Origin of the sequence: Burkholderia sp. RF2-non_BP3 (genome assembly GCF_001522185.1) — a bacterium.
GTDB classification, from domain to species: Bacteria; Pseudomonadota; Gammaproteobacteria; order Burkholderiales; family Burkholderiaceae; genus Burkholderia; species Burkholderia diffusa.
In genome coordinates, this window is record NZ_LOSU01000036.1 from 279628 (window position 1) to 297831 (window position 18204).

Sequence of the window (18204 nt, forward strand, 5' to 3'; positions counted from 1 at the left end):
GTCGAAGAATGACGACTTGCCTGACCCATTTGGCCCAGCTAGAACGACCAACTTGGCACTCGCTGGGATATCTCGGATGGTTAAATCGGAAAATTTGCGGAACCGGATGATATGGCTATAGAGTAGACGCACAGTGGCCCTTTTCGGAATCAGTTCGAAAATTAGAGTAAGTGCGCGGTCGTTTGACTAGGCAGCCGAGAGCACATCTCCACAACCGCCGTACCGAAACACTCCACGTAGTCGCTCTCGGTCAAAGCCCGGCGCTGCGTACATGTTTGTCCCGTGAGGCTCAATGCCTAGGCGCTTGTGCGCATCATTCAGGCGGACTTTCAGGCTGTCAATATCACACGTAAATCGCTTGCGCTCGCCGGCGAATACCGCGATTCGATTATCCCGAGCCTTGAGCTGCGATTCGACAACTTGCGAGCGAAACCAATAGCCAGCAAATGCGCCAACTGCGAGCGCCAATAGCATCGCGACTGGGTTAGACACGAAGAAGCGCGGGTATTCCGCAATCCAGCTCAGGACTTCTGCCATAAACACCCCGTTGACACCAATGATGAGACGCAAAAAGGCCCGCTCAGTGGCGGGCCTTTCTTTGATCATCTTCCAAGTTTTGGAATCTCATCTTCCAAAACTTGTAACACAGCAGCTCGATTCTGCTGCAAGTGCTTGAATTTGTTGGGGTGGCTGATGGGACTCGAACCCACGACAACAGGAATCACAATCCTGGACTCTACCAACTGAGCTACAGCCACCACTGATACTGCTTTGTTTCTTCGCTGTTTCGTTTCGTGTTCAGCAGCGAAGAACAAGATTATACGAAGACTTTTCCGTCTTGCAAAGCATTTTTTTCAAAATTTTCGAGAGCGTCGTTCAGATGCGTGCGCGCCTCGTCGAACACGGCCAGATCGCCGCGCGCGAGCTTCTTGTTGTCCGACAGCACGCGACGCCAGCCGCGTGCCCCCGCGACGCCGCGATACAGCCCGAGTGCGTGCCGGACGATCGCGCCGAGATACGTGCCGCGCTTCAGTTCCGCCGCACAGTATTCGATCAGTTTCGCCTCGGCCTCCTCGCGCGTCGGCATCGCCGCTGTCGACCCATAGAAGCGCGCATCGACGCCCGCGAGCACGTACGGGTTGTGATATGCCTCGCGGCCGAGCATCACGCCGTCCACATGTTCGAGATGCTGCGCGACTTCGTCGAGCGTCTTGATCCCGCCATTGATCACGATCTCCAGCGACGGGAAATCGCGCTTCAACTGATACGCATAGTCGTACTTGAGCGGCGGGATCTCGCGGTTCTCCTTCGGAGACAGCCCCTTCAGGATCGCGTTGCGCGCGTGCACGACGAACGTCTCGCAGCCGGCCTCAGCCACCGTGCCGACGAAGTCCCGCACGAACGCATAGTCCTCGACCGCGTCGACCCCGATCCGATGCTTGACCGTGACCGGCACCGACACCACATCGCGCATCGCCTTCACGCAATCGGCAACGAGTTGCGGCTCGTTCATCAGGCACGCGCCGAACGCACCGCGCTGCACGCGCTCGGACGGACAGCCGCAATTCAGGTTGATCTCGTCATAGCCCCACTGCTCGCCGAGTTTCGCGGCACGCGCGAGATCGTCCCGTTCGCTGCCGCCCAGCTGCAGCGCGACCGGCGATTCGTTCGGCGTGAACGCGAGATGCCGCTGGGCGTCGCCGAACAGCAGCGCGCCCGTCGTGATCATTTCCGTATACAGCCACGTGTCGCGCGTCAGCGTGCGATGGAACGACCGGCAATGACGGTCGGTCCAGTCGAGCATGGGCGCCACGGAAACGCGGCGGGGAGGAAGCGAGGACGAAGCGGACATGGAATTCGGGGCAGCAAGCGGCGCGGGAAACAACCCGACATTTTACCGCAACGCGACCAGGCCGGCCCGGCAGCCTGACTAGACCGGCCCGCCCTCGCCCAGTTCGGCGTCGACGGCCTGCCGCGCCTCCTCGAGTACGCGCTCGATCACGCGGCGTTCGGTCAGCAGCATCCCGTCGACTTTCACGAGCCGCCAGTCAATCCGCACGGCCGCGCCCTGCAACACACGATAGTGCGCATGCTCGCCGTCCCACACCTGCTCGGTCTTCACCTCGATCTCGTAGCCGCGGTACGGCTCGCTGAAATCGCCGAGATCGCTGCCTCTCGGTTCCATCGCTCGCTCCGTGGCGACGCACGCCGGGCCGCCTCGGCGGCCGGCGCCGTGCGCTCAATCGTATTCGTTAGACAAAACGGATTTGCCGTCGGCGGTCAGGTCGACGCGGTCGGCCGCCGCCTGATAGATCAGCCCTTCGTTCAGCAACGCATAGACGACGTCGTCGAACGCGGCGGGAACCGGCCGGGTGTCGCCGAACTGGTCGATCCACTTCAGCGCCTCGATGGCTTCGGGAGAAAGGATGGGGGTCATGCGTTGGCCTCCGGCGTCGGTGTCGTTCCATCCTAGCACTTCGTCCGGACGGCGAATACCGAGGCAAACACGCGACGAAAATGCCGGGCGCGACGGATGGCCGGATGGCCCGTCCGCGGCGCCCGGCATCGGAGACACGCTCAGAGGCGCGCGATCGACACTTCGGTGGATTTCACGAGCGCGACGACTTCCGCGCCCACCTTCAGTTCAAGTTCGTCGACCGAACGCGTCGTGATCACCGACGTGACGATGCCGAACGGCGTCTCGACGTCGACCTCGGAGACCACAGGCCCGCGAATGATCTCCTTCACCTTGCCTTTGAACTGGTTACGCACGTTGATTGCAGTGATGCTCATCGGGTTGATCGCTCCGAAGAAAAAAGTCTGAGAGCGGGCGGCCGGTGCCGCCCGGAGTTAAACGGCCCAGCGAATCTGCCCGACCGGTCGTACGTGATCGACCTCATGTGCCGCGTCCTGCTCGGCGCCACCTTGCCCGCCGGCGAGCACGCGTTGCAGTACGCGATCTTCGAGCGCCGCGAACGCGGCCGACGCGCGTGCACGCGGCCGGTCGAGCGGCACCGGCTGATCGAGAGCGACGCGACCTTGCTCGATCAACAGGATCCGGTCGCCGAGGGCGACGGCTTCCTGCACGTCGTGCGTGACGAGCAGCGCGGTGAACCGGTGCTCGCGCCACAAACGCTCGATCAGCGCATGCATCTCGATACGGGTCAGCGCGTCGAGCGCACCGAGCGGCTCGTCGAGCAGCAGCAGTTGCGGTCGGTGCACGAGCGCCCGGGCGAGCGCGACACGCTGCCGCTGGCCGCCCGACAACTGCGCGGGCCAGTCGTTCGCGCGCTCGAGGAGCCCGACTTCGTCGAGCACCGCGCGCGCCCGATCGCGTGCCCCGCGGCCCAGGCCCAGCATCACGTTCTGCAGCACGGTCTTCCACGGCAGCAATCGCGCATCCTGGTACATGATTCGCGTGTCGAGCGTGCCGCCCCCCTCGCCGCGCGTCACGAGCGCACCGCTGCTCGGCGCCTCGAGTCCCGCGACGAGGCGCAGCAGCGTGGATTTCCCGCAGCCGCTGCGGCCGACGATCGCGACGAAGCTGCCGCGCGCGATGCCGAGTTCGACGTTGTCGAGCACGGTGCGCGCGCCGAAGCGCTTGCTGACGCCAGACAGCGTCACCGCGTCGTCCTGTATCGGGCCGCCCGTGCGCCGCCGGGCAAGCGGAACGACGGATGCGCCGCCGTCCCGATCGACGATCGCCGCATGACGTGCGTCGTCGTCCGTCACGCGTGCCTGCGCCAGTTCGGCCTCGAGGTCTGCGCCGGCGAGCGGGCCGTAGGCGGCCGCCGAAGTCGTCGCATTCATGCCTTTGCTCCAGATTGATAAGCGGGGTGCCAGCGCAGCGTCACGCGCTCGATCCATTTCGCCAGCACGTCGGCCAGCTTGCCGAGCACCGCATACAGCAGGATGCCGACCACCACCACATCGGTTTGCAGGAATTCGCGCGCGTTCATCGTCATGTAGCCGATGCCCGACTGCGCGGAGATCGTTTCCGCGACGATCAGCATCACCCACATCAGCCCGAGCGCGAAGCGCACGCCAACGAGAATCGACGGCAATGCGCCTGGCAGGATCACGTCGCGATACAGCGCGAAGCCGCGCACGCCGTAACTCTTCGCCATCTCGATCAGGTTCGCGTCGACCGAGCGGATCCCGTGATACGTGTTGATGTAGACCGGAAAGAACACGCCGAGCGCGACCAGAAACAGCTTCGCCTTCTCGTCGATGCCGAACCACAGGATCACGAGCGGAATCATCGCGAGCGCGGGAATGTTGCGGATCATCTGGATCGTCGAATCGAGCGCGACCTCCGCTGCTTTCGACAAGCCGGTCGCGAGCCCGAGCGCCAGGCCGACGCCGCCGCCGATCGCAAAGCCGAACAGCGCGCGCCAGGTACTGACCTTGACGTTCGCCCACATCTCGCCCGACGTCACGAGCAACCACGCGGCACGCACGACCGCAACCGGCTCGGGCAGCACACGGGTCGACAGCCAGCCGACGCGCGCGCCGACCTCCCATGCGGCCAGCAGCGCGAGCGGCACGAGCCACGGCGCGATGCCGCGCCAGGCGCGGGCGGCCACGGCCGCGCCGGTCGTCGACGTTTTCGTTGTCATCACACGCCTCCTTCGTTCAGCTCTGGCTCGCCTTCGGCAGGTAGTTGTTGCCGACGATCTCGCCGAACGGACCCGACAGCGGACCGGACGACCGCACCGCACCCTTGCCCTTGATCAGCGGGAACACGAGCTCGGCGAAACGGTACGACTCCTCGAGGTGCGGATAGCCGGACAGGATGAACGTCTCGATGCCGAGATCCGCGTATTCGCGCATGCGTTCCGCGACCTGCTCGGGGTTGCCGACGAGCGCGGTACCCGCGCCGCCGCGCACGAGACCGACACCGGCCCACAGGTTGGGATACACCTCGAGCGCCTCGCGGCCGCCGCGCTTGCCGCCGTGCAGCGCGGCCATCCGGCGCTGGCCTTCCGAATCCATGTTCGCGAAGGCCTTCTGCGCACGCGCGATCGTCTCGTCGTCGAGGCGGCTGATCAGGCGCTCGGCATCGCGCCAGGCTTCGTCCTCGGTCTCGCGCACGATCACGTGCAGGCGGATACCGAACTTGATCTTGCGGCCGCGCGCCTCGGCGCGGGCGCGGATGTCGGCGATCTTCTTCGCGACGGCCTCGGGCGGCTCGCCCCAGGTCAGATAGGTGTCGATGTGATCGGCGGCGATCGCGTGCGCGGCCGGCGACGATCCGCCGAACCACAACGGCGGATGTGGGCGCTGCACGGGCGGATACAGCGCCTTGCCACCCTTCGATTGAAGGTGCTTGCCGATGTAGTCGAACCCGCCGTTGTCGTGCGATGCGGACAGCAGCCCGCGCCAGATATTAAGGAAGTCGTCGGTGATTTCGTAGCGCGTGTCGTGGTCGGCGAACAGTCCGTCGCCTTCGAGCTCGGCGGCATCGCCACCGGTCACGACGTTGATCAGCAGACGCCCGCCCGACAGACGATCGAACGTCGCGGCCATCCGTGCCGCAAGGCCGGGCGATGCGATGCCGGGACGCACGGCGACCAGGAACTTCAGGCGCTGCGTCGCCGGAATCAGGCTCGACGCGACGACCCACGCATCCTCGCAGGAACGGCCGGTCGGCAGCAGCACGCCTTCATAGCCGAGCGTGTCGGCCGCGACGGCGATCTGCTTGAAATAATCGTAATCCGCGGCGCGCGCGCCTTCGGCGGTGCCGAGGTAGCGGCTGTCGCCGTGCGTGGGAATAAACCAGAAAACGTTCATCTGCTGCTCCTGCTTGACTGTTCTTGCCGGAATCTGGACAAAACGAGGCCCTGCTCGCGTCGCGAATGAGCGACGCATGCATGGTGTGCGTTCGAATCGGGATGGCTCGCCGGTCAGGCCGTGCCGCGGGCGAGTACGCGATTGCACGGCTGTTTCTGGGAAATCAGTCTATGGATCGCTGCAGGGCTTTGGAACGATTTTTTTGAGCTTAGGTTTTCCGCTTTCGTGATTAGCACGACGCTCCAGCGAATATCGCGTCGGCCGGGCCCTATAATGACGCACCTATCCGAATAACTTCGCGCGGACGGCCCCGGCCGGCCGCGCCTGCAATGCACTCATCGATGCAGAAAGTCATCCTGCCGTTCCTGTCCGGCTTCCTGGCCGCCCTCTTCTTTCGCGAAGCGACGCTCGCGCTCCTGCATACGGCCGACCTGATCGCCGCCGCCGGCTTCTCCACGCAACCGTTCGCGCCGCTCGGCATTCCTGAATTTGTTGCGAACGCATTGATCAGCGCGTGCTGCGCAATTCCGATGGCGTGGCTGCTGCGCGTGACGCCGGATCGCGAGGCGCCGTGGATCGGCGCGCTGGTGTTCGGCGGCATCGTGCTGACGGCCGCCCGCGTGTTCGCGATCGATCCACTGCGCGGGATCTGGCCGTCGGGCAACATGATGCCGGTGCTCGCCGCCGGTTTCGCAGCGAACGCGGTCTGGGGCTTCGGCGCGCTCGTGTTCATGCGCGCGTTCATGTCGGACGACGCCGGCGACGAATAACGCACGTCCTGCCGCGAGGCCTCCGCCTCACTGCCCGCCAAGGCGGATCGGCATCCTCGAATGAAAAGGCCGCCTGCACACAATGCAGGCGGCCTTTTTGCTTTTCGCGTCGAAACCGCGGCGCGTCAGTCCTTCAGATTGCGCAGCGGATGCGTGTCGGGCGTCCACGGGCTGTCGAACATCGCGAGCACGTCGGCGCGGTCGATATCGGCGATCGACTTGAAGCGCCAGGCCGGCTGATGGTCCTTGTCGACGATCAGCGCGCGCACGCCCTCGATCACGTCGCCGTGCGCGAACGTCGAACGCGTGAGGTCGAGGTCGCGCCGCAGGCAATCGGCCATCGTCGCCCCGCGCGCCCGTTCGACGACTTCGAGCGACACGGCCATCGACAGCGGCGACAGCTGGCTGCGCATCGCGTGGGTCGCCTTCTCGACCCATCCGTCGACCGCGGCGCAATCCTGCTCGGCGTCGAGCGATGCGAGGATCGCGCCGATATCGGCTCGCGCGAAATGACGATCGATCCCGGCGCGCGCGTCGGCCAGCGCCGACGTGTCGGGCGTCGGCACGACCTTGTGTGACGCGGCCGCGTCGACCACGCACGCGACGGCCTGCGCGCCGCTGTCGATGCGTGCGCTGCGCAGCGTATCGAGCAGTGCCGGCAGCGCGGCGTCGGGCAGGTACACGTCGGCGAGCTGTGCATACAGTGCGCCGGCCGCGTCGAGCGTCGCGCCGGTCACCGCGAGATAGCGGCCGATCGCACCCGGCGCGCGCGCGAGGAACCAGCCCATCCCGACATCGGGGAACAGGCCGATGCGCGTTTCGGGCATCGCCATCTTCGTCGAGTCGGTGACCACACGCAGGCCGCCCGTATGCCGTGCCGCCTGCGAAATGCCCATGCCGCCGCCCATCACGACACCGTGCATCAACGCGATGTACGGTTTCGGATAGGTGAAGATCGTATGGTTGAGCGTGTATTCCTCGATGAAGAACGTGTCGACCGCATCGCGGTCGCCGCGCTGCCACGCATCGTGGAAGAAGCGCACGTCGCCGCCCGCGCAGAACGCGCGACGATGCGGGCTGTGCACGACGACGGCGACCACGTCGGCGTCGTCGCGCCATGCATCGAGCGCCTGCTGCATCAGCCGGATCATTCCCACCGACAGCGCATTCAGCGCCTTCGGCCGGTTCAGTTCGAGATAGCCGATGCGGTTCGCGACATACGCGCGAACGTCGGGCTGGGCGGATTCCGCGGAAGCGGAAATGGAATCGGTCATGTGAGCCATCCGGCGTATCGCGGGCGCACGCTCAGTGCGCCTGCATCTTCGAGAACAGGTTCAGCACCACGACGCCCGAGATGATCAGCCCGAGGCCGATCACGGCCGGCAGGTCCGGCACCTGGCGATAGAGCAGCATCGCGACGAGCGTGATCAGCACGATGCCGGCACCCGACCACACCGCATAGATGATGCCGACGGGCATCGTGCGCAACGTGAGGGACAGACAGTAGAACGCGATGCCGTAACCGGTCACGACGAGCGCCGACGGCCAGAAGCGCGTGAAGCCGTCCGCCGCGCGCAGCGCGGACGTGCCGACCACTTCCGCGACGATCGCGATCGCGAGCCATGCGTAACCCGGAAGCTGCATCGCTCAGCTCCTTGCAAGTGCCAGCACGGCATAGTTCTGCCCGAGCTCGGCGCACAGCGCTTCGACGACGAACTCGTGATCCGCGCGCTGCGGCAGGCCCGATGCGGTGATCGAGCCGATCACGCCGGCCCCCGCGACGGTCAGCGGAAACGCGCCGCCGTGCGGCGAATATTCCGAGATCGGCAGTCCGTGCTTGTCGGCGAGCGTCGCGCCGGCCTGCTGCATGCGCAGGCCGATCGCATACGAGCTGCGGCGGAAATGCGCGACGACGTTGCGCTTGCGGCGCACCCAGTCGGCGTTGTCGGGCGTCGCACCGGCGAGCGCTGCATAGAACAGCGGCTGGCCGAACGTGACGATGTCGATCGCGATCGCATGGCCGCGCGACGTCGCGAGCGCATGCATCCGGTTGCCGAGCGCCCAGGCGCGAGCCGGGTCGAAATGGGGAAACACGAGCGCCTGTTCCTGCGCGCCGATCGATTGCAGATCGTGAGCGATGTCCATGAATCCGTCGATGCAGTAGTGAGTGTTGCAACGGCACCGACGCAATTCGCGCGCGACTCCGCTGCAGGAATGAACGACACAAGCAAACCGCTCGATTCTAGCTCACGCGCCTGCCGTACCGGCCCTGCAAGCGCCCCGCCGGCGATTGCGACGCGATTGTCAGAAAGTGCTTGCAAGCATTCTGGTTAGTCCATATAATTCATTTCTTCGACGGACGCGGGGTGGAGCAGTCTGGCAGCTCGTCGGGCTCATAACCCGAAGGTCGTAGGTTCAAATCCTACCCCCGCAACCAACGTCCCGATTCATGCAAAAAGCCCGGCTCAACGCCGGGCTTTTTGTTTTTCGGCGCCCGATTCCGCGCATCGCACGTTGCGCTTCGCGCCGCACGCCGCGCGCATGCGCGCGCGTTCAAGAATGCCCCGCCCCGGTGATACACTCGCATCACCTCGTCCCTTCCACTCGACATGAAATTCTGCTCCGTCTGCGGTCACGAAGTCATCGCGCGCATTCCTCAGGGCGACAACCGTGAGCGCTTCGTCTGCGATCACTGCGGCACGATCCATTACCAGAATCCGCGTAACGTGGTCGGCACGGTGCCGGTCTGGGGCGATCAGGTGCTGCTGTGCCGCCGCGCGATCGAACCGCGCTACGGCTTCTGGACGCTGCCGGCGGGCTTCATGGAGATGGGCGAGACGACGGCCGAGGCCGCCGCGCGCGAAACGCTCGAGGAGGCCGGCGCACGCGTCGAGGTGCAGAACCTGTTCACGCTGCTGAACGTGCCGCACGTGCATCAGGTCCACCTGTTCTATCTGGCGCGGCTCACCGATCCGGCTTACGAGGCCGGCGAGGAAAGCCTCGAAGTCAAGCTGTTCGACGAAGCCGACATTCCGTGGGACGAAATCGCGTTCCCGACCGTCAGCCAGACGCTGCGCTTCTTTTTCGCCGATCGCGCCGCCGGCGACTACGGCGTCCATACCGGCGATATCTTCCGCTCGCTGCGCAACGGCTGAGCCCGCGCCCCATGGTCCCCTGGCTCGGCCCGGACGATCCGTTTCCGCCCATCGAACGCGCGCTCGGTCCGGCGACCGGCGCGCCGGGGCTGCTCGCCGCGAGCGCCGACCTGCTGCCGTCGCGCCTGATCGAAGCCTACCTGCGCGGCATCTTCCCGTGGTATTCGGACGGTCAACCCGTGCTGTGGTGGAGCCCCGACCCGCGGATGGTCCTCGTGCCAGCCGAATTCAAGGTGTCCCCGTCGCTGCGCAAGACACTCCGGCGCGTGCTGCGCGACCCCGCATGGGAAGTGCGCGTCGACCACGACTTTCCGGGTGTGATGCGCGCGTGCGCGCAGGCGCCGCGTCGCGGGCAGCGCGGCACCTGGATCACGGCCGAAATCATCGACGCGTATACGTCGCTCTATCGTTCCGGCAACGCGCACAGCATCGAGACGTGGCATGACGGGCGCCGCGTCGGCGGCCTCTACGGCGTCGCGTTCGGACGAATGTTCTTCGGCGAATCGATGTACGCGGATGCCACCGATGCGTCGAAGATCGCACTGGCGACGCTCGTCGCCCATCTTCGCGAGCAGGGGCTGGAGATGATAGACTGCCAGCAGAATACGTCGCATCTAGCGTCGCTCGGCGGCCGCGAGATCGCACGCAAGGCCTTTGTCGCTCACGTGCGCCGCGCGGTAGCCGAACCGCCGATTCCGTGGCAGTTCGACAAGCGCGCGCTCGCCGCGCTGACGGGCCCTGCGGAACCGGCCGCCCCCTCCGGGATCGAGCGCTAGCGCGGCACTCCCTCCCTGCATCGAGAGCTGCCCATGACTCACCCGACTGAGCTGCCGCTTTCACCGCTTTCGGCGCTGCAATTCTATGCAACGGCGCCCTATCCGTGCAGCTATCTGGACGGCCGCGTCGCGCGCTCGCAAGTCGCGACGCCGAGCCACCTGATCAATTCCGACATCTATACCGAACTCGTGAAGGCCGGCTTCCGGCGCTCGGGCGTGTTCACTTATCGTCCATACTGCGACGGCTGCCGCGCCTGCGTGCCGGTGCGCGTGCCGGTCGGCGCGTTCACGCCGTCGCGCACGCAACGCCGGATGTGGAAGCGGCACCGCGCGCTCGTCGCGACGGTCTCGCCGCTGCACTACGACGAGGAGCACTACGCGCTCTACATGCGCTACCAGTCGGCGCGCCACGCCGGCGGCGGCATGGACCGCGACAGCCGCGACCAGTACGAGCAGTTCCTGCTGCAGAGCCGGATCAATTCGCGCCTCGTCGAATTCCGCGATCTCGACGCGCCGGGCGGCGAGCCCGGCAAGCTGCGCATGGTCAGCATGATCGACATCCTCGGCGACGGGCTGTCGTCGGTCTACACGTTCTTCGAGCCGGACGAGCAGCACACGAGCTACGGCACGTACAACATCCTGTGGCAGATCGAGCAGGCGAAGAGCCTCGGCCTGCCGTACGTGTATCTCGGCTACTGGATCCGCGAGAGCCCGAAGATGGCCTACAAGGCAAACTTCCATCCGCTGGAAGGGTTGCTCGACGGCCGCTGGAAAGTACTCGATCCGGATCGGGTCGACCTGCCGCCGGTCGACGCGGCACTCGCCCGCGCGCCGCTGCCCGGCGGACATTCCGGGTCTGGCTGACGCGAACGTCACCGGCGCGGTTGCTCGCGAGCGGCGAGCGTCCGTCCCGGTCGTGAAGCGGCCGACGCGCGGCGCGGCAACCGTCGCCGCGGGCCGCTGCGAAGCAAAGCCCGCCCGTGCCGCGCAACTCCCGGTAAAATAGCGGGTTGTCATTCAACCCGGCTGTCCGCCCAATTCCCGTGTTCAGTTCCCTCTATCCGCTGGCCCGCGCATCCCTGTTCAAGATGGATGCGGAAGACGCTCACCACCTCACGCTGCGCGCGCTCGGCGCGGCCGGCCGCACGGGCCTCGCCTGCGCGCTGTCGTCCCGCGTGCCCGATGCGCCGCGCACCGTGATGGGGCTCACGTTCCGCAATCCAGTCGGCCTCGCCGCCGGCCTCGACAAGGACGGCGCGGCCATCGACGGCCTCGCGGCGCTCGGCTTCGGCTTCATCGAGGTCGGCACGGTCACGCCGCGCCCGCAGCCGGGCAACCCGCGCCCGCGGATGTTCCGTCTGCCGCAGGCGGAAGCGCTGATCAACCGGATGGGCTTCAACAACCACGGCGTCGACCAGTTCGTGAAGAACGTCCAGGCGGCCCGCTATCGCGGCATCCTCGGCCTGAACATCGGCAAGAATGCCGACACGCCGATCGAACGCGCGGCGGAAGACTATCTTTACTGCCTCGAGCGCGTGTATCCGTTCGCGAGCTACGTGACGATCAACATTTCGTCGCCGAACACGAAGAACCTGCGCCAGTTGCAGGGCGCGGGCGAGCTCGATGCGCTGCTCGCCGCGCTGAAGGACAAGCAGCAGCGCCTCGCCGACCTGCACGGCAAGCTCGTGCCGCTCGCGCTGAAGATCGCGCCCGATCTCGACGACGAACAGGTCAAGGAAATCGCCGACACGCTGCTGCGCCACAAGATCGAAGCGGTCATCGCCACCAACACGACGCTGTCGCGCGCAGCCGTGCAGGGCCTGCCGCACGCGGACGAGGCCGGCGGCCTGTCGGGCCGCCCGGTATTCGACGCATCGAACGAAGTGATCCGCAAGCTGCATGCCGAAGTCGGCAGCGCGGTGCCGATCATCGGCGTCGGCGGCATCTTCTCGGGCGAGGACGCACGCGCGAAGCTCGCGGCCGGCGCGTCGCTCGTCCAGCTGTACACGGGCTTCATCTATCGCGGCCCCGCGCTCGTCGCCGAATGCGTGAAGGCGATCGCGCGCGATCGCGCCGCGTAATATAGCCATAAACAAACGATATTTAGCGGCCGATTGTATTTTTGCTATGATCGGCCTCACATCCAGAATCAAGCGCCCCGCTGGGGCAAGGAAGCCCACACGATGAAAATTTCGCTGCTGAAGAAGCTGCTAGTCGCCGGCCTGATCGGTACGTCGTTCGCTGCCGCCACCGCGCATGCGGCCGACCTCCTCGACCAGGTGAAGCAACGCGGCACGCTGCGCGTCGGCCTCGAAGGTACGTTCCCGCCGTTCAACTCGAAGAACCCGCAAGGCGAACTCGTCGGCTTCGACGTCGACATCGCGAAGGCCGTCGCCGCGAAGCTCGGCGTGAAGGCCGAGTTCGTCACGACCGAATGGAGCGGCATCATCGCGGGCCTGCAGGCCGGCAAGTTCGACGTGATCGCCAACCAGGTCGGCATCACCGACAAGCGCAAGGAAACGCTCGACTTCTCGCCCGCGTACACGTACTCGTCCGCGCAGCTGATCCAGCGCAAGGACGACACGCGCGAGTTCAAGTCACTCGAGGACCTGAAGGGCAAGAAGCTCGGCGTCGCGCTCGGCACGAACTACATGGACATGGCGAAGTCGGTGCCCGGCGTCGACGTGAAGACGTACCCGGGCGCGCCCGAGTACCTGCGCGACCTCGCGGCCGGCCGTCTCGACGCGGCGCTGAACGACCGCCTGATGCTCGCGTACCTGACGAAGAATTCGCAGCTGCCGCTGCGCCCGGGCGCGAACGTCGGCTCGGCGAACCCGTCGGGCATCCCGTTCAAGAAGGGCAACCCGAAGTTCCAGAAGGCGATCGACGACGCGATGACGCAACTCGCAGCCGACGGCACGTTCACGAAGATCTCGGACAAGTGGTTCGGCATCGACGTGACGAAGCCGATCAAGTAAGCACGCCTCTGTTTCCCGCCTGACGGCGGGCCGGAAAGGGCGGCATCCGAAACGATGCCGCCCTTTGTTTTATCGGTCCGGTTTATGATTGCGCTTTCGCGCACGCATTCGCTTCGTATTCCATGTCGACAACGTCCCTGCTCGTCCAATCGCTGCCAGTGCTCGCCCAGGGTGCCGTGCTGACCGTCAAGTTCGCCGTGCTGTCAATGGTGTTCGGCCTGCTCGGCGCCGTCGTGCTCGCGATGATGGGCATCCGGCAAAGCGAGGCGCTCGAAGGCTTCGAACGCATCTGGGTCAATGCACTCGCGTGGCTCGCGCGCGCATACGTGAGCCTGATGCGCGGCACGCCGCTGCTCGTGCAGATCTTCGTCATCTATTACGGGCTGCCGAGCCTCGGCATCTCGCTCGATCCGACGCCCGCCGGCGTGATCGCGCTGTCCGCGAACGTCGCCGCCTACATGTCGGAAAGCATGCGCGGCGCGATCAACGGGATTGCCCGCGGCCAATGGCTGGCCGCATACAGCCTCGGGCTGTCGTGGGGGCAGACGCTGCGCTACGTGATCGGACCGCAGGCATTGCGCATCGCGGTGCCGAGCCTGTCGAACAGCCTGATCAGCCTGATCAAGGACACGTCGCTCGTGTCGGTGATCACCGTGACCGAACTGCTGCGCAGCGCGCAGGAAATGATCGCGGCGACCTACCAGCCGCTGCCGCTGTACCTGGCCGCCGCCGCTGTCTACTGGGTGCTGTGCCAGATCCTCGAATGGGTCCAGCGCTGGTACGAAAAGCGCCTGTCGCTGCCCGCGCGGCACTGAGCGCGGCATCTCCCGCCGGGCCGCGGTCGCGCGCCCGGCGCCCGGCTTCCCTTCCTTCCCGCCTATTCGCCCGAATAGCGCACGCCGAGTGCCGCACGTGCTGCGTCGGTCATCGCGATCATCCGGCGCGAGTGGTCGTGCGTCATGATCGGGCTCTCGCGTTCGCCCGCGCGCAACAAGTCGCAGAAATGCGCGGTCTCGTAGTTCAGGCCGCCGCCGTCGACCGGCGCATCGAGTTCGACCGTGCGCCCGTCCGCGTAGCGGATCGTCGCCCGCGCGGGGTTCCACCACTTCTCGTGAATCGTCACGTGCCCGCCTGCGGCGGCGATCAGCGCGTCACCGCGTCCCATCATGTCGAGCCCGCAAAAGAGCTGCGCGATGCCGCCGTTCGCGTGACGGCTGTTCAGGCTCGCGAACACGTCGACACCCGTCGCGCCGATACGGCCGAGCGTCTGCACGTCGACTGCGGCGCCGAGCCAGTCGACCGCGAGAAACGCTTCGTAGATCCCGATGTCGAGCAGCGCGCCGCCGGCGCGGTCGAGTCGATAGACGGAATGATCGTCCGGCACCGACGACGATGCGCAGCCCGCGCGCACGAGCCGGATTTCGCCGATCGGGTCGTCGTGCAGGTGCGCGCGTAACTGACGATACAACGGAAAGAACGGCGGCTTCATCGCTTCCATGAAGAGCCGTCCGGCAGCGCGTGCCGCATCCAGCACGGCGTCGAGTTGCGTCGCGTTCAGCGTCGCGGGTTTTTCGCACAGCACAGCCTTGCCGGCGGCAAGCGCCGCTTGCGCGTAGCGTGCGTGACTGTCGTGGAGGGTTGCGATATAGACCGCGTCGATGTCGCTCGCGAGGAGCGCGTCGAGGCTGGCGGCAGGCGTGCCGCCGCAGCTGTCGCAGAAGGCGGTTGCCGCGTCGGCGCGGCGTGCCCATACGCCGGCGAGCGTGGCACCCGGCACGTGAGCGAGGCTTTGCGCGAATCGGCGTGCGATGCTGCCTGCGCCGACGATGCCGAAGCGCACCGGGCGGTTGTCGAGGTCGTTCATCCGGATCTTCCGTGTCGGTCGTATGACGGGGGCCGGCACGCTGCCGGCCGGCCGTCATGATAAACGGCTCGCCGGCGCACGGATAAGCGACGCGCGCCGATTCAGGCGCGCACGGGCACGTCGACGGAGAAATCGCGCGAAATCTCGTCGGCGCTGAAATCGATCAGCGCGAGCGATGCCGCTTCGGCTTCGCGCGGATCGCGGCGTTCGATCGCGTCGACGACGCGCGCATGCGCCTTCACCGCGACGTCGTGCGCACCGTCCTTCTGCGCGACGCGCGGATTCACGAGACGCACCGCACCGCGCACGATGGCCGCCATCTGCTGGAAGAACTGGTTGCCGCTCGCCTGGACGATCCGCGTGTGCAGCAACTCGTCCGCCGTGTCGTATCCGGGGTCGCCCGGTTGCAACACCTTGAACGCTTCGAATGCCTCGCGAATGCCCGCGATGTCGACCGCCGTCGCACGGACGGCCGCCTGCGCGGTCGCGCGCGGTTCGATCAGCATCCGGAATTCGATGACGTCGCGCATGAACTGCGGATCCGGCTTCGCACGAAACCGCCAGCTCACCACGTCTTCATCGATCATGCGCCAGTCGCGCATCGGTCGAACGCGCGTACCGACTTTCGGACGCACGTCGAGCATGTCGCGCGCAAGCAACATCGACAATGCTTCGCGCATCACCGTCCGGCTCACGTCGAACTCTTTCGACAGCACGTCCTGCGGCGGCAAAATGCCGCCGTACTTGTCCTCGACGATACCCGCGACAAGCCCATCCATCACTTTGGCGACCAGTGACCGGTCTTTGCCCTGCTCCATGACACCTCCCCGTGCGTCGATTTGCGAACACCTGCTCCGCAGTTCCGCCGGCCCTGGTTACGACTGTTCTTATGATCTATAAGTTGATGAGTTCGGGGATATTTCGCTATCTGGTAAACACCTGACAGGGTTATCCCTCTTTTTGACGTGGTGATTTATACGGCTTCAAAAAAAGCCCGGGAAGCGCGCTGCGCTTGCCGGGCCGGGCTTTCCGTCGAGTTTGAAGATGCAATCCATTACGGCATCCTGACGCCATTACGGACTGCTTCTCATTCAGTTTCGATTAATCGGGATAAACGATCGTCTCAACGCCGTTTTCCGTGCCGAGCAGACACAGATTCGCGCCGCGCTCGGCGAACAGGCCAACCGTCACGACGCCCGGCCATGCGTTGACCTGCGCTTCGAAACCGCGCGGATCGACGATCTGCAGCCCCTTCACGTCGATGATTTCGTTGCCGTTGTCGGTGATGTACGGCGTGCCGTCCTTCGTCACGCGCAGCACCGGCACGCCGCCCAGCGCGGTCACGCGCCGGCCGATCGCCGTGCGCGCCATCGGCACGACTTCGATCGGCAGCGGGAATGCGCCGAGCACCGGCACGCGCTTGCTGCCATCCGCGATGCAGACGAACGTATCGGCCACCGACGCGACGATCTTCTCGCGCGTCAGCGCACCGCCGCCACCCTTGATCATCGCGCCGCTTGCGTCGATCTCGTCGGCACCGTCGACGTACACCTGCAGCGATTTGACTTCGTTCAGGTCGAACACCTTGATGCCGTGGGACTTGAGGCGTTCGGTCGTCGCGATGGAGCTCGACACGGCGCCGCGGTAGCGCGATTTGACGGCCGCGAGCGCGTCGATGAAGCAGTTGGCGGTCGAGCCGGTGCCGACGCCGATCACGGCGCCTTCCGGCACGTTCTGGATCACATAATCGGCGGCTGCCTGGCCGACCAGGCGTTTGAGTTCGTCTTGAGTCATGGGGTGGGAATACAGCGGGATTGCGGAAAACCGGCAGTTTACCGGACTCGGATGACGACCCGGGCTTTTTCGGCGCGTGTTGCAGCGCCTCGCGCGCCGATCGATCGTCAGGGCGCGCCGGTTGCGGCACCCTCCTCGGCCGGCGGCGTGCCGGGAAAATACTTGTCGAGCAACGCTTGCGCGATCGCATCGGTCCCGGCGTCCGGGTTGCCCGCATAGTCGGATGGTCGGAAATGCATCTGAAACGCCGCGAAAACGCGTTGCGTGCGCGTGTCGAGCACGCCGTCGGTCGCCACGTCATAGCCGTAGCGTGCAAGCTTCAGCTGCAATTCCCGCACGTCGACGAGCGCGTGCGGATCGCGGCCGCCCAGTCGCGCGGCCACAGTCGCATCGTCCGGCCATGCGCCGACGCCGGCTTGCGCGAGCGCATGCCACGGGAACAGCGGCCCCGGATCGATCTTGCGTTGTGGCGCGATGTCGCTGTGCCCGACCACGCGCGTTGGCGGAATTCCGTAGCGTGCGACGATGTCCTTCGACAGGCGGATCAGCGCATCGACCTGTTCGGGCGGATACGGCTGCCACGTGCGGTTTTGCGGATCGAGCGGGCCGCGATTCACGTTCTCGATGCCGATCGACGCCGCGTTGAGCTCGGTCGTGCCCTGCCATTCGCTGATACCCGCATGCCATGCGCGTTTCGATTCGGGAACGAGCTGGTAGACGACCGGCATCCCGTGTTCGACGCGTGGTTGCGGCGGCACGACGTAGTGCGCGCTGACCGAGTCGCCCGTCAGCGTGCGCAGCGATTTCGCTTCGTCGCTTTCGGTGTAATGCATCACGAGAAAGCGGATCCGCGAATCGGCGCCGTGCGCTTGCAGGCTCGTATCGGCGTAGTAGGTGCCGCGCCCGACCAGCGACGGCGATGTGCAGGCGGCCAGCAGGCCGAGGATGGCGCACGATGCGCCGAGGCGAAACAGGGTCATGGTCCGCGAGTTCCGGGAGCCGCGTGCCGCGCGCAGTCGCGGCACGCGTCGTTCGGGTCGTGACGGCCCGCGCATCGCGCGAGCCCGCGTGCGT

The 18204-nt window shown here is 65.8% G+C and carries 22 protein-coding genes, 2 tRNA genes and 1 pseudogene; 8 read left to right on the forward strand and 17 right to left on the reverse strand.

All coding sequences use genetic code 11. The features are described from left to right. Window positions 1-3: 3 nt before the first annotated feature. The 10 genes and pseudogenes from WS45_RS36555 to ssuD form a co-directional block, all read right to left on the reverse strand. Window positions 4-132 (reverse strand): annotated as a pseudogene (locus WS45_RS36555) (AAA family ATPase); the annotation flags it as partial. A 54-nt stretch (window positions 133-186) separates the two neighbouring features. Continuing rightward, a complete protein-coding gene (locus WS45_RS20525) occupies window positions 187-606 on the reverse strand; it encodes a hypothetical protein (RefSeq protein ID WP_059701408.1) in 420 nt (139 codons plus the stop codon). Between the two features lie 76 nt (window positions 607-682). Continuing rightward, a tRNA-His gene (locus WS45_RS20530) sits at window positions 683-758 on the reverse strand. A gap of 59 nt (window positions 759-817) precedes the next feature. Further along, window positions 818-1804 carry a tRNA dihydrouridine(20/20a) synthase DusA gene (gene dusA / locus WS45_RS20535; protein WP_059691775.1) on the reverse strand — a complete coding sequence of 329 codons (987 nt, stop codon included), beginning with the start codon at window positions 1802-1804 and terminating at the stop codon, window positions 818-820. Between the two features lie 126 nt (window positions 1805-1930). After that, window positions 1931-2185 (reverse strand): hypothetical protein, encoded by a 255-nt coding sequence (locus WS45_RS20540; RefSeq protein ID WP_059701410.1) that lies wholly within the window; start codon window positions 2183-2185, stop codon window positions 1931-1933. Window positions 2186-2239: 54 nt separating this feature from the next. Beyond that, a complete protein-coding gene (locus WS45_RS20545; protein WP_059467585.1) occupies window positions 2240-2437 on the reverse strand; it encodes a hypothetical protein in 198 nt (65 codons plus the stop codon). Window positions 2438-2577: 140 nt separating this feature from the next. Continuing rightward, window positions 2578-2793, reverse strand: coding sequence for a TOBE domain-containing protein (locus WS45_RS20550; RefSeq protein ID WP_006400187.1), 216 nt, complete (start codon window positions 2791-2793; stop codon window positions 2578-2580). Between the two features lie 57 nt (window positions 2794-2850). After that, window positions 2851-3810 (reverse strand): ATP-binding cassette domain-containing protein, encoded by a 960-nt coding sequence (locus WS45_RS20555; RefSeq protein WP_059524528.1) that lies wholly within the window; start codon window positions 3808-3810, stop codon window positions 2851-2853. Continuing rightward, on the reverse strand, window positions 3807-4619 hold the full coding sequence (ssuC, locus tag WS45_RS20560; RefSeq protein ID WP_059701412.1) for an aliphatic sulfonate ABC transporter permease SsuC: 813 nt from the start codon (window positions 4617-4619) through the stop codon (window positions 3807-3809). Before ssuC ends, WS45_RS20555 begins: the two co-directional genes overlap by 4 nt. A gap of 16 nt (window positions 4620-4635) precedes the next feature. Then, on the reverse strand, window positions 4636-5793 hold the full coding sequence (gene ssuD, locus WS45_RS20565) for an FMNH2-dependent alkanesulfonate monooxygenase (protein ID WP_059691778.1): 1158 nt from the start codon (window positions 5791-5793) through the stop codon (window positions 4636-4638). A 341-nt stretch (window positions 5794-6134) separates the two neighbouring features. On the opposite strand from ssuD, the gene WS45_RS20570 reads away from it, so the two are divergent. Further along, window positions 6135-6563, forward strand: coding sequence for a hypothetical protein (locus WS45_RS20570; RefSeq protein ID WP_059524561.1), 429 nt, complete (start codon window positions 6135-6137; stop codon window positions 6561-6563). A 125-nt stretch (window positions 6564-6688) separates the two neighbouring features. Here the strand turns inward: WS45_RS20570 and WS45_RS20575 are convergent, their stop codons facing one another. Genes WS45_RS20575 through WS45_RS20585 form a run of 3 tightly spaced genes read right to left on the reverse strand, consistent with a single transcriptional unit; the run spans window position 6689 to window position 8708 of the window. Next, window positions 6689-7837, reverse strand: a complete 1149-nt coding sequence (locus tag WS45_RS20575) for an enoyl-CoA hydratase/isomerase family protein (RefSeq protein ID WP_059701414.1) — start codon at window positions 7835-7837, stop codon at window positions 6689-6691. A 31-nt stretch (window positions 7838-7868) separates the two neighbouring features. Continuing rightward, window positions 7869-8207: a DMT family transporter gene (locus WS45_RS20580; protein WP_059701416.1), complete on the reverse strand. Its 339-nt coding sequence runs from the start codon at window positions 8205-8207 to the stop codon at window positions 7869-7871. A 3-nt stretch (window positions 8208-8210) separates the two neighbouring features. Beyond that, complete coding sequence (locus WS45_RS20585) at window positions 8211-8708, reverse strand: heme-degrading domain-containing protein (RefSeq protein WP_059524536.1); 498 nt, start codon at window positions 8706-8708, stop codon at window positions 8211-8213. Window positions 8709-8923: 215 nt separating this feature from the next. Here WS45_RS20585 and WS45_RS20590 point away from each other — a divergent pair. The 7 genes from WS45_RS20590 to WS45_RS20620 all read left to right on the forward strand — a co-directional run bounded on the left by WS45_RS20590 (window position 8924) and on the right by WS45_RS20620 (window position 14287). Further along, window positions 8924-9000, forward strand: a tRNA-Met gene (locus tag WS45_RS20590). 172 nt (window positions 9001-9172) lie between these two features. Beyond that, window positions 9173-9718, forward strand: a complete 546-nt coding sequence (locus tag WS45_RS20595; protein ID WP_059532907.1) for an NUDIX hydrolase — start codon at window positions 9173-9175, stop codon at window positions 9716-9718. A gap of 11 nt (window positions 9719-9729) precedes the next feature. Continuing rightward, a complete protein-coding gene (gene aat, locus WS45_RS20600; RefSeq protein ID WP_059532910.1) occupies window positions 9730-10494 on the forward strand; it encodes a leucyl/phenylalanyl-tRNA--protein transferase in 765 nt (254 codons plus the stop codon). Window positions 10495-10527: 33 nt separating this feature from the next. Further along, window positions 10528-11358, forward strand: coding sequence for an arginyltransferase (locus WS45_RS20605; RefSeq protein ID WP_059532913.1), 831 nt, complete (start codon window positions 10528-10530; stop codon window positions 11356-11358). 179 nt (window positions 11359-11537) lie between these two features. Further along, window positions 11538-12575 carry a quinone-dependent dihydroorotate dehydrogenase gene (locus tag WS45_RS20610; protein ID WP_059532916.1) on the forward strand — a complete coding sequence of 346 codons (1038 nt, stop codon included), beginning with the start codon at window positions 11538-11540 and terminating at the stop codon, window positions 12573-12575. Window positions 12576-12677: 102 nt separating this feature from the next. After that, on the forward strand, window positions 12678-13472 hold the full coding sequence (locus tag WS45_RS20615) for a cystine ABC transporter substrate-binding protein (RefSeq protein ID WP_059691782.1): 795 nt from the start codon (window positions 12678-12680) through the stop codon (window positions 13470-13472). 122 nt (window positions 13473-13594) lie between these two features. Continuing rightward, window positions 13595-14287, forward strand: coding sequence for an amino acid ABC transporter permease (locus WS45_RS20620; RefSeq protein WP_009695834.1), 693 nt, complete (start codon window positions 13595-13597; stop codon window positions 14285-14287). A gap of 62 nt (window positions 14288-14349) precedes the next feature. On the opposite strand, the gene WS45_RS20625 is transcribed toward WS45_RS20620, so the two are convergent. The 4 genes from WS45_RS20625 to WS45_RS20640 form a co-directional block, all read right to left on the reverse strand. Continuing rightward, on the reverse strand, window positions 14350-15336 hold the full coding sequence (locus WS45_RS20625; protein ID WP_059701418.1) for a Gfo/Idh/MocA family protein: 987 nt from the start codon (window positions 15334-15336) through the stop codon (window positions 14350-14352). 101 nt (window positions 15337-15437) lie between these two features. Then, the gene (locus tag WS45_RS20630; protein ID WP_059691784.1) at window positions 15438-16154 is read right to left on the reverse strand and encodes a FadR/GntR family transcriptional regulator; all 717 of its coding nucleotides are present in this window, start codon (window positions 16152-16154) and stop codon (window positions 15438-15440) included. A gap of 283 nt (window positions 16155-16437) precedes the next feature. Beyond that, window positions 16438-17130: a ribose-5-phosphate isomerase RpiA gene (gene rpiA / locus WS45_RS20635; protein WP_059701420.1), complete on the reverse strand. Its 693-nt coding sequence runs from the start codon at window positions 17128-17130 to the stop codon at window positions 16438-16440. A gap of 107 nt (window positions 17131-17237) precedes the next feature. Beyond that, window positions 17238-18110, reverse strand: a complete 873-nt coding sequence (locus WS45_RS20640; protein WP_059701422.1) for an N-acetylmuramoyl-L-alanine amidase — start codon at window positions 18108-18110, stop codon at window positions 17238-17240. Window positions 18111-18204 lie beyond the last annotated feature (94 nt).